This is a genomic window from Streptomyces huiliensis, assembly GCF_020037025.1.
Lineage (GTDB): Bacteria > Actinomycetota > Actinomycetes > Streptomycetales > Streptomycetaceae > Streptomyces > Streptomyces huiliensis.
In genome coordinates this window covers 24,356-35,319 of sequence record NZ_JAIQLH010000149.1, presented here as the reverse complement: position 1 = coordinate 35,319, position 10,964 = coordinate 24,356, and the positions used below count along the sequence as shown (strand labels likewise).

At 75.7% G+C, this 10,964-nt stretch carries 6 protein-coding genes; 5 read left to right on the top strand and 1 reads right to left on the bottom strand.

Annotated features, from left to right (window positions below; genetic code table 11):
* Positions 1 to 110: 110 nt before the first annotated feature.
* The 4 genes from JNW98_RS23355 (at position 111) to JNW98_RS23340 (ending at position 7,396) form a co-directional block, all read left to right on the top strand.
* Positions 111 to 3,386 carry an FtsK/SpoIIIE domain-containing protein gene (locus tag JNW98_RS23355; RefSeq protein WP_372459308.1) on the top strand — a complete coding sequence of 1,092 codons (3,276 nt, stop codon included), beginning with the start codon at positions 111 to 113 and terminating at the stop codon, positions 3,384 to 3,386.
* A 332-nt stretch (positions 3,387 to 3,718) separates the two neighbouring features.
* A complete protein-coding gene (locus tag JNW98_RS23350; RefSeq protein ID WP_223770235.1) occupies positions 3,719 to 5,116 on the top strand; it encodes an ABC transporter substrate-binding protein in 1,398 nt (465 codons plus the stop codon).
* A gap of 13 nt (positions 5,117 to 5,129) precedes the next feature.
* Complete coding sequence (locus tag JNW98_RS23345) at positions 5,130 to 6,488, top strand: carbohydrate ABC transporter permease (protein ID WP_223770234.1); 1,359 nt, start codon at positions 5,130 to 5,132, stop codon at positions 6,486 to 6,488.
* On the top strand, positions 6,485 to 7,396 hold the full coding sequence (locus JNW98_RS23340; RefSeq protein WP_223770233.1) for a carbohydrate ABC transporter permease: 912 nt from the start codon (positions 6,485 to 6,487) through the stop codon (positions 7,394 to 7,396). Before JNW98_RS23345 ends, JNW98_RS23340 begins: the two co-directional genes overlap by 4 nt.
* Positions 7,397 to 7,500: 104 nt before the next feature.
* Here the strand turns inward: JNW98_RS23340 and JNW98_RS23335 are convergent, their stop codons facing one another.
* Entirely contained in the window at positions 7,501 to 9,159 is a 1,659-nt protein-coding gene (locus JNW98_RS23335; protein WP_223770232.1) for a glycosyltransferase family 39 protein, read from the bottom strand.
* A gap of 128 nt (positions 9,160 to 9,287) precedes the next feature.
* Between JNW98_RS23335 and JNW98_RS23330 the strand changes: the two genes are divergently transcribed.
* Complete coding sequence (locus tag JNW98_RS23330) at positions 9,288 to 10,946, top strand: glycosyltransferase family 2 protein (protein ID WP_223770237.1); 1,659 nt, start codon at positions 9,288 to 9,290, stop codon at positions 10,944 to 10,946.
* The last annotated feature ends 18 nt before the right edge of the window (positions 10,947 to 10,964 follow it).

The following is a 10,964-nucleotide window of genomic DNA, read 5'->3' as shown; positions in this document are numbered from 1 at the left end:
GGACAACCGGTTCCGAACGGGGCACGCACCCGCGCGGGTTCCGGGCGGAAGGCGGCGCGCCCTCCACCATGTCGAACGCCGGTCCAGGGGCCCCCGGAACGTCCTCGACGGTGCCCACCGACCGTGGCACCCACGCAACGGGCGCCACGGCGAACGCGAATCCACGGACCACCGGAGCGTCCCCGGCAGTACCCGCCGGACGCGCAACCCCCGTCCCCGGAACGGGCACCACCGCATCCCACGCCACCGAGACCGCCGGCTCCGAACGGAGCACGCACGCACGCGGATTCCGGGCGGAAGGCGGCGCGTTCGACGGCGACGCCCGGTCGGAGGGTGCGGAGGCGCTCGACGCCGCCCGGCGCGCGGCCTCCGGGCCGAGCATCCCCGGGCAGGCGAGGGCCGGGAGCGACGCCGAGGCGCGGTGGGAGCACGGCACGGCGGGGCAGCCGGCCCGCGGCTCTTCGGACCCCACCGGAGACTCCGGGGACCGGCGTGGCACGACGGGCACCGGCACCGCCCGCTTCACTTCCCCCGCAGCCTCGACGACCTCGACGACCTCGAAGACGTCGACGACCGACGCAGCCCGCACCACCACCGGCCTGCCCGTCCACTCCAGCCGTACGACACCCCACGTCCCCCAACAGCCCCGCAGAGAGCACCGGGACACCGCGCCCGTCTCCGGGCCGGACGGAACGCCGGAGGCCGGCCGCCCCTCCTGGGCCACCGGCGGCCCGGCCTCGGGCACCGGCCGGGAAGCCGGCCGCGAGCACGCCCCGGCCGCGCCGACGACGGATCACCGGGGAGCCGCACACCTCCGGTCCCAGGTGGCCGAGCCCTCCGACGCGACAGGCGCCACAGGCGCCACAGGCGAACGTGACGGCCGACGCCGGACCGACGCGCTCGCGGCGCACGCGCCCGGCGTCACCGCACGGATCCCCGCCGAGCCCGAGGGCACGGATGTCGTGGACGGAAGCCACACCACGCCCCAGGCGCCCGCGCCGACACCGGACCCGGCGCCGGGCAAGCGCCCCCGCAACCGCGGCATAGCGGCCTGGGCGCGCCGCCTCACCGGCGGGCGCGGCGACCGCCGACCGCAGACCGCCGACGCGGACACCAGCGCCGACGCGGGCCAGACCCCAACACCGGCCCCCAGCACGACCGCAGGCACCGGCGCAGGCACCGTCCAGGCAAGCGCCCGGAGCGCCGCCGCGACCGCCGCGGGCCTGCGCGAGCGCTGGCCGGACCCGGCCGCCGTGCTGCTCACGGCGCTCGGCCCCGGCCCACGCCTGTGGGAACGCGGCCCGGACCACGCGGACCTGCTGACCGTCCGGCTGGGCACCGCCGACCGCCACACCGCGGGCCCCGACACGGCGAGCCGCACCCTGCTGCCCGCCGTCCCCGTCACCGTCGGCCTCCGGCAGGCCGGTTCGCTCGGGCTGGCCGGGCCGCGGGCGCGGCTCGCCGGCCTGGCCCGGGCCGCCCTCGCCCACCTCGCGGCCCTGCACTCGCCGACGGTGCTGGAGTACGTCCTGATCGCCGCCGACCCGGCCCGCCCCGCGGACCGGCGGCAGGCGGAGTGGGCCTGGCTGGGCTGGCTCCCGCACCTCCGCCCGGCGCACGGCCAGGACTGCCGGCTGCTGGTCGCCTACGACCGGGAGCAGGCCGCGGCGCGCACCGCCGAGCTGGTGCGTCGACTGGACGACGGTCCGCTCGGCCCCGGCTGGCCGACCGCGCCCCCGGAGGAGGTCGCGGCCGCGGCCGACCGCCACCCCGGGCCGTACACGGTGGTGATCGTGGACGGCGATCCGGGCACGTCCGCGCTCCGGGAGACCGTCGCCCGGCTGGCCGCCCGCGGTGCCGCCGCGGGCATCCACCTGATCTGCCTCGCGGAGGCCCCGTCGACCACCGCCAGCTCCCCGGTCTCCGCCGCGCTGGAGACCGCCGCCGCCGGCTCCCCCGCGTTCCCGCACTGCGGCGCGGTCGCGCTGCTCGGCGGCGACGTGGCCACGGTGGTCCAGGTCATCGAACGGGCCCAGGTCATCGAGCGAGCCCAGGTCATCGAGCGGGCCGCGCCGGGCGGCGGGGCCGTCCCCGCGACGCCGCCGCCCGGCGGTTCGGTCGTGGCCGCCGTGGACGCCGTGTCCGGCGCCTGGGCGGAGCGGTTCGCACGGGCGCTCGCGCCCCTGCGGGTGGCCGACGCGGATCCGACGGGCCGTTCGGCGCGCGTCGCCGCCCTGCCCCGGACCGCGCGGCTGCTGGACGAGCTCGGTCTGGCCCGTGCCACTCCCGCCTCGCTGACCGCCCGCTGGGCCGAGGCCACCGACCCGGGCAGCCGTCCCGGCGGCCGGGCCGTCGCCGTGCTCGGCGCGGGCCCGCACGGTCCGCTCGCCGTCGACCTGACCGCCGACGGCCCGCACCTGCTGGTCGAGGGCGGTCCGGGCAGCGGCAAGACGGAGCTGCTGCGGTCGCTGGCCGCCTCGCTCGCCGCGGCGGACCGGCCCGACCGGCTCTCCCTCGTCCTGGTGGACGGCGCGGCGGCCGAGCGCGGCGAGGGCCTGCGGGTGTGTACGGACCTGCCGCACGTGTCCACGTACCTGGCCGCCTCCGACCCGGTCCGGATGCGGGAGTTCGCGCAGGCCCTCGGCTCGGAGCTGAAGCGCCGCGCCGAGCTGCTGGGCACGCTCGACTTCACCGCCTGGCACGAGCGGCACGCCACGCCGCCGGCCCAGGTGGTGGCTCCCCGGCGGTCCGCCGACCCGTCGTCCGGCGACATCGACACGCCCCCCACCGGCACCCTGCGGCTGCGCCCGGCGCGGGGCGGCGAGGACGCGGCCGCCGCGCGGACGGCGGAGACCGCGCTGCCGCGGCTCGTCGTCCTGGTCGACGACTACGACGCCCTGGTCGCGCCGGCCCTCGGCAGCACCGGCAGGCCGGCCGCCGGTTCGGTGGTCCGGGCGCTGGATGCCGTCGCCCGGGACGGGGACCGGCTCGGCGTGCACCTGGTCGCCGCCTCCGGCCGCCCGGACCGCACGGACGCCACGGAGGCCGCCGAGCGGGCCGCGCTGCGCGTCGCGCTGGAGATCGCCCCGGCCGAGGCGGGGGCCCAGGGCGACGGCGGACCGGCCCCCGGCCGGGGCCGGCTGCGCCGTCCCGACGACGAGGCCGCGACCCCGTTCCAGGCGGGCCGGGTCACCGGCCGCATCCCCCGGACGGCGACGCTCCGCCCGACCGTGGTCCCGCTGGACTGGCAGCGCATGGGCGACCCGCCGACCCGGAGACCGGTGCGCGAGCTCGGCAACGGCCCGACCGACCTGGCCCTGCTCGCCAGCGCCCTGCAGCGGGCCGCCCAGTCGGCGGGCGCCCGGCCGGCGCCGCCCCTGCTGTGACCCGCCCTTGATCCGGCGCGGTGCCGAGGCGGCGCCGCGCCGGACCACCGGCGCCCGTCCCCGTCCCCGGCGATCCCACCCCGGCACCCCGGCCGAAACGGCGCCAACGGCACCTCCCGGGCCTTCCCACCCCATCGCTCCCGCTCCTCCCCGGCCGTTTCCGGCCGTCGCCCGCGCGACATCACATCCCGGTATCGATCGGCGAGTTGACACCGGAGCCGCTATTGCGGGCATCTCCGGTGCGGCGTAGGACTGTCGCACGGGAGTGCGGTCGTACGGGGGACGACGTACGGGGCGGCCGTCCGCTGCGACCGGGCACGGAAGGGACGGCAATGCGTACAACGCTGTGGAGGAGCCGCGTGGCGCGCGGCGCGCTGGCGGTACTGGCCTCGGGCGCCCTGGCCCTGTCGGCGACGGCCTGCGGCGGGGACGGTGACGACGACGGCAAGAAGGACGAGGGGAAGCCGAACGCCTCCGCGTCCGGTTCCTCGGACGTCATACCGAACACCGTCCGGCTCCCCAAGCTCGACGGACAGAAGATCAAGGTGACCGCCGTCTGGACCGGCGCCGAGCAGGCCAACTTCACCAAGGTCCTGGACGAGTTCGCCAAGCGCACCGGCGCCTCGGTGTCGTACGTGCCCAGCGGTGACGACATGTCGGCGTTCGTCGGCTCGAAGGTCGCGGGCGGCGACCCGCCGGACGTCGCGCTCCTGCAACAGCCGGGAGCGCTGCGCGAGTTCGCGGAGAAGGGCTGGCTGAAACCGCTCTCCGCCGAGGCCGCGGCCGAGTTGAAGAAGAACTTCGCCAAGGGCTGGGTGGACCTCGGCTCCCACCAGGGCAAGACCTACGGCGTCTACTTCAAGGCCAGCAACAAGTCGCTGGTCTGGTACAACACCAAGGTCTTCGACGCCGCGGGCGTCAAGGAGCCGGCGACCTGGCCGGAGCTGCTGAAGACGGCCCAGTCGATCGCCGACTACGGCGTCTCCCCGGTGTCCGTCGGCGGCGCGGACGGCTGGACGCTCACCGACTGGTTCGAGAACGTCTACCTCTCCCAGGCAGGCCCCGAGAAGTACGACCAACTGGCCGCGCACAAGATCAAGTGGACGGACCCGTCCGTCAAGGACGCCCTCACCACGCTGGCCCAGTTGCTCGGCAAGAAGGAGCTGCTCGCGGGCGGCAACAACGGGGCGCTCCAGACGCAGTTCCCCACCTCCGTCACCCAGACGTTCAGCGGCGGCGAGAAGGCGAAGGCCGCACTGGTCTACGAGGGCGACTTCGCCGCGGCCAACATCACCGCCGCCAAGGCGAAGATCGGCACGGACGCCAAGGTCTTCCCGTTCCCCAAGGTCGGCGACCGGGCGCCGGTGGTGACCGGCGGTGACGTGGGCGTGGCGCTCAAGGACAACCAGGCCGCGCAGGCGCTGCTGACGTTCCTGGCCTCGCCCGACGCGGCGCAGGTCTGGGCCCACCAGGGCGGCTTCATCTCGGGCAACAAGAACCTGGATCTCGCCGCCTACCCGGACGACACCCAGCGGAAGATCGCCAAGGCGCTGGTCGAGGCCGGCGACGCGTTCCGGTTCGACATGTCGGACCAGGCGCCCGCGGCCTTCGGCGGCAAGCCGGGCCAGGGCGAGTGGAAGGCCCTCCAGGACTTCCTGCGGAACCCGGCGGACGTGGCGGGCGTCCAGCAGCGGCTGGAGGCCGACGCGGCCAAGGCGTTCAAGAACTGACGGGCCCGGTTCCATGAGCTCCGTCACGACGGGGGTCCCACCGGGCCCCGGCACCGTGCCGCCGGCGCGCAAGCCGCGGGGACGACGGACCGTCCTGGGCACCCGCCCCTGGGTGGCCGCGGTGTTCCTGCTGCCCGCGCTGGCCCTGCTGGGCGCGCTGGTCGTCTATCCGATCGGCTGGTCCGTCCACCGCAGCCTCTTCGACGCCTCGGGCGACGGCTTCGTCGGGCTGGACAACTACCACGAGGTCTTCTCCGACGACCGGATCCGCACCGCCCTGAAGAACAACGTCATCTGGGTCGTCGTCGCCCCCAGCATCGCCACCGTCCTCGGCCTGATCTTCGCCGTGCTGACCGAACGGGTGCGCTGGGGAACGGCGTTCAAGATGATCGTCTTCATGCCGATGGCGATCTCCATGCTCGCGGCGGGCATCATCTTCCGCCTGGTGTACGAGCAGGACCCGGACCGGGGCGTCGCCAACGCCGTGTGGGTCGGCATCCACGACACCTTCTCGGACCCCGCCCCCTACCCGGGCGCGCGGCCCCGCCCCAACGGCGACCTCGCCGCCGCCTCCGACGGCTCGTTCACCTCCAAGACGGTGCTGAGGCAGGGCAGTCCGGCGGCGGTACCGCTGGTGGCGGTGAAGCCGGAGGACGCCAAGGGGGCGCGGGACGCCGCCCCCGCCCGGCCCGAGTCCGGCAAGGTGACGGGCACCGTCTGGCTCGACTTCGTCCGGGGCGGCGGCGGCACGGCGGGCCGCATCGACCAGGGCGAGAAGGCGCTGTCGGGCATCACCGTGCAGGCCGTGAAGGACGGCCGGACGGTGGCATCCGCCACGACCGCCGCCGACGGGACGTTCACGCTCCCGGCGAAGGCCGACGGCGCCCGGCTGCGGCTGCCCGCCGGCAACTTCGCCGAGCGCTACCGCGGCGCCGAATGGCTCGGCCCGACGCTGGTCACCCCCTCGATCATCGGCGCGTACATCTGGATGTGGGCCGGCTTCGCGATGGTGCTGATCGCGGCGGGCCTGGCGGGCGTGCCCCGCGAACTCCTGGAGGCCGCGCGGGTGGACGGCGCCAACGAGTGGCAGGTGTTCCGCCGCGTCACCGTGCCGCTGCTGGCGCCTGTGCTCGGGGTCGTCGTCATCACGCTGGTGATCAACGTCCTGAAGATCTTCGACCTCGTGTACATCATCGCCCCCGGCTCCAGCCTCCCGGACGCCAACGTGCTGGCACTCCAGCTCTACCAGTCGTCCTTCGGCACGGCGGTCAACCAGGGCCTGGGCAGCGCCATCGCCGTGCTCCTGCTGCTGCTGGTGCTGCCGGTGGTGATCGTGAACATCCGGCGCATGCGTAAGGAGCGGCGGCGATGACCACTGCGGACCCCCTCACCGGCGCACCCGCGCCCTCCGTCGGTGCCGTGCGGCGCCGGCGATCCCTGCCCGCCCGGCTGGCCTCCCGCCTCGGCGGCGGCGTCACCCGGTTCTTCCTCGTCGCCGTCGGGCTGTTCTGGCTGATGCCGACGGTCGGGCTGCTCCTCTCCTCGCTCCGGGACCGGTCGGACATCGCCGCCTCCGGGTGGTGGAAGGTCTTCAGCCACCCGGGGCAGCTGACGACGTCGAGCTACGACACGCTGTTCCACAACGACAAGGTGATGCACTCGCTGCTCACCACCACCTTCATCACCGTGCCGGCGACGGTCCTGGTGATCCTCGTCGGCGCGTTCGCCGGCTACGCCTTCGCCTGGCTCGACTTCCCGGGCCGGGACTGGTGGTTCATGGCCGTCGTGGCCCTCCTCGTGGTGCCCGTCCAGGTCGCCCTCATCCCGGTGGCGAAGCTCTTCAACACCCTCGGCATCTTCGAGACGACTGTGGGCGTGGTCCTCTTCCACACGGCGTTCGGGCTGCCGTTCGCCATCTTCCTGCTGCGGAACTTCTTCGCCGAGATCCCCCGGGAGCTCCTGGAGGCGGCCCGGTTGGACGGCGCGGGCGAGTTCCGGCTGTTCTTCCGGGTGGTGCTGCCGCTGGGCGGGCCGGCCATCGCCTCCCTGGGGATCTTCCAGTTCCTCTGGGTGTGGAACGACATGCTGGTCGGGCTGATCTTCGCGGACAGCGGCAACCCCCCGATCACCGTGGCGCTCCAGCAGCAGGTCCGCCAGTTCGGCGACAACGTGGACATCCTCGCCTCGGGCGCCTTCCTCTCCATGATCGTGCCGCTGGCGGTGTTCTTCGCCTTCCAACGGCAGTTCGTCAGCGGGGTGATGGCGGGCGCGGTGAAGTAGACGTCACGGCAGGCGGAGACGCGACGGGGGCCGGCCGAGTGCCGGCTTCCGCCCCTTCCGGTCACGGGCCCCGCCTTCCCGGTCATGGACCCCGCCCTTCCCGGTCATGGGCCCCGCCCTATCCCCGGCCCGCACGTGTACCGCGAGACGGCGCCCCCGCGTACGTACACCGTCGACTCCGGCAGCTCGCGACAGAGTTCCTCCAGCACCCTCATCTTGGCGGCCTCCGCCCGCCGGGCCCGGAACCAGCGGCCGCCGACGGTCGTCGTGTCCGACACGACCCACACCGGCCGGTCCGCCGGCAGCGCGGCCAGCCGCCGGCGCAGCTCCGCCGCGCCGACCTCCTCTCCGTAGAGCGTGCCGGAGGCGGCGGGCGAGCGCTTCAGGGTGAGGTCCCGCAGGCCGGTGAACTCCTCGGGGTAGAACAGGGCGATCCGCCGTTCGTGGTGCGGCAGGAACAGCACCGCGTCCCCCGGCCGCGCCTGCCGCCCGAGCGCCCGAGCCACCCGCGCCGGTTCGTCCCCCCGGCTGCCCGGCAGCCGTTCCCGCTGCTGCTGGGGCAGCTGCCACAGGAACCCGGCCGCCACCAAGACCGCCCCGGCCGCCGCCACCGCCCGCCGCCCGGGCAGCATCCCGAGCAGCCGCTCCAGCCCCGCGGCTGCCAGCAGTGGGACGCCCGCCAGGCTGAACAGCAGATACCGGTCCAGGAACACGGGCGTGCGCTGCGACGCGACGTACAGGAGGGCGGGCGGGACGAGCGCCAGCGGCAGGGCCACCGCGTTCAGCGGGAGCCGCCGCGCCCCGGGCGGGCCGGTCCGCGGCAACGGCGCCACCAGGGCGAGCGCGGCCAGGGCCAGCGTCACGCCGGCGACGAGACCGGTGGGCCCCGCGAAGGCGTAGACAAGTCCCTTCGCCTCCGTGTATCCGGGCGTCCGGATCCAGGAGACCTGCCCGCTCTGCCGCCGGGACAGGAGCGCGAGTGGTGCCAGGGCTCCGCAGGCGGCGAGGGCCGCGCACAGCCACCCCCGCCAGGTCCGCCAGGGCACCCGGGAGGCGAGCAGGGTCAGCCCGTGCGCCGCGAGCAGCAGGATCGCGAACTCGTGCAGCAGGGCGGCGACGGCGACGGCGGCGCCGTAGCCGGCCCAACGCCGCCAGGCCCCCTGCCCGGACCCCTGCTCGGCGGCCCGCACCAGCAGCCACGCGGCCAGCGCCGCCCCCGCCGCGACCAGCGCGTACGAGCGCCCCTCCTGGGCGTAGTGGCCGACGAACGGGGTGGCCGCGTACGCGAGCCCGGCCCACAGCCCCACCCGGGGCCGGGCGAGCCGGCACCCGATCGCCGCGACGAGAGCCGCCGTCCCGGCCGCCGCGACGACGGAGGGCAGCCGCAGCGTCACCTCGTCGTCGTGCACGGCCAGGACGGCGTGCATCAGCAGGTAGTACAGGCCGTGCACGAGGTCGACGTCGCGCAGCATCCGGACGATCTCCGGCACCGACCGGCGGGCCACTTGGAGGGTGGCCCCCTCGTCGCGCCACACGGACCCCCGGTCCAGCCCCCACAGCCCGAGGACGAGCATCACCCCGGCCGGCAGCAGGACGGCCGCCGTCGCGGCCCGGGTGCGGCCGGCGGCGCGTCGTCCGGCGGCGCCCTCCGCCCGCCCGGGCGGCGTAGACCGGATGGCCGCCCAGGCGCCCGCCCGGTCACCGACCGCACCGCCCGCACCATCCCGCCCCGTCAGCACCGCGCGCAGTGGCCCCCGCCCCATCGCCGCCCCCTTCCGTCCCCACTCGCCAACCCGGCCCAGGTCCCGCCGCGCGCTCCCACGCCCGGCACACCAGAGCCCAGAATCACCGGATTCATCCCTCTTAACCGATAAAAATGTCTTTCGTGACAGTGAACGAGAGCGGAACCCCTGCCCTGCCACACGCTCCCGGCACCCTGCCCACCGACCTCGTCAGCGTGATCGTCATCGGCTACGACGACGCCGCCCACATCGGCACCGCCGTACGCTCCGCCCTCGCCCAGGGCCCCGCCGTCGCGGAGGTCATCGCCGTCGACGACGCCTCGACGGACGGCACAGGCGCCGTCCTCGACCGGCTGGCCGCCCGCCACCCCCGGCTCAGGGTCATCCACCGCACCGTCAACAGCGGCGGCTGCGGCACCCCGCGCAACGACGGCGTCCGGGCCGCGCGGACGCCCTACGTGATGTTCCTCGACAGCGACGACGTCCTCCCCGCGGGCGCCGCCGAGACGCTCCTGGCCGCCGCCCTCCGTCACGAGGCGCCCGTCGCCGCGGGCCTGTGCGTGCGCCGTGAACTCCCCCAGCGCGTCGACACCCACTGGCAGCCCGGCCTCTACCGCGCCGCCGCCCTGCACCGCTCCCCCGAGCACCATCCCGCGCTCCTCCACGACACCCTCTGCGTCAACAAGCTCTACGACCGCCGCTTCCTCACCGAGCACGGCGTCGCGTTCCCCGAAGGGCCCTATCCCTACGAGGACTTCGTCTTCAGCGCCCGGCTCCTCGCCGCCGCCCCCCGGATCGCGACCGTCCCGGACACCGTCTACGTCTGGCACGTACGGCGCGGCGCCGCCCGTCCGTCGATCTCCCTGGACCGGGACCGGATCGGCAACTGGCACGCCCGGCTGCGCGCCCACCGGCGCGGTGTGGAGATCTACCGGGCGGCCGGCCGGGACCCACTCGCGCACGCCGCCCGGGTGAAGTTCCTCGACCACGACCTGCGCATGTACGTACGCGAACTGCCCGCCCGCGGAGACGGCTACCGGCACGCCTGGTGGCACGCCACCCGCGAATTCCTGACCGGCTATGCCGAGGCGGAGCTGGCCGCGGCCCGCGCCCCCGCCCGCTGGATCGCCCGCGTCGTCCTGGCCGCCGCGGACCCCCGCGACCTGGACCGCCTCGCCCAGCTCGCCGCCCGCCCGGCCCGACTGCTGCCGCCCTACGCCCGGGCCGGGACCATTCCCGTCTGGGCGGACGACCTGCCGGTGGTCACCCTCGACGGTCTCGTCGGCCCCGGCGCCGCGCCCGCCCGCCGGCTGCCGGTGACCGTCGACGCCACGCTCCGCCTGCTGACCGGCCCGCCCCGGGCCGAGCTCCGGCTCCGCGTCCACGAGTTGTACGGACGGCTCGCCGCGGCCCGCCCGCACACCGTGGACGTCGAACTCCGGCCGCGCGGCGGCGGAACGGCGTTCGAAGCCCGCGCCTCCCTGTCCGCCGACGGCCCCGACTGGACCGCCCAACTGCGCATCGGCCTGGCCCCCCTGGCCGCGCCGGGGACCGGCCACCGGCCGCACACCTGGGACCTGCGCGTCCGGCTGCACTGCGCGCGCGGCGGCGTCATCCGCACCGCCGTCCGGGCGGCCGGCGGCGCCCTGGGCCGCCGCGCCCTGCCGAGCGCCCGCCACGGGCTCCTGCTGGTGCGCCCCTACGCGACGGCGAACGGCTCCCTCTCCCTGCGGGTCGCCGCAGGACCGCTGTGCGCACTGCTCCTGGCCGCCCGAAGGCTGCGCCGCCGCAGAACCCCACGTCCGTAACACCCGTAGCACCAGGAA

Bases quoted from the DNA above. Each gene is read 5' to 3' on its own strand.
- JNW98_RS23350 (WP_223770235.1), top strand. From the start codon at position 3,719: ATGCGTACAACGCTGTGGAGGAGCCGCGTGGCGCGCGGCGCGCTGGCG.
- JNW98_RS23345 (WP_223770234.1), top strand. From the start codon at position 5,130: ATGAGCTCCGTCACGACGGGGGTCCCACCGGGCCCCGGCACCGTGCCG.
- JNW98_RS23340 (WP_223770233.1), top strand. From the start codon at position 6,485: ATGACCACTGCGGACCCCCTCACCGGCGCACCCGCGCCCTCCGTCGGT.
- JNW98_RS23335 (WP_223770232.1), bottom strand. From the start codon at position 9,159: ATGGGGCGGGGGCCACTGCGCGCGGTGCTGACGGGGCGGGATGGTGCG.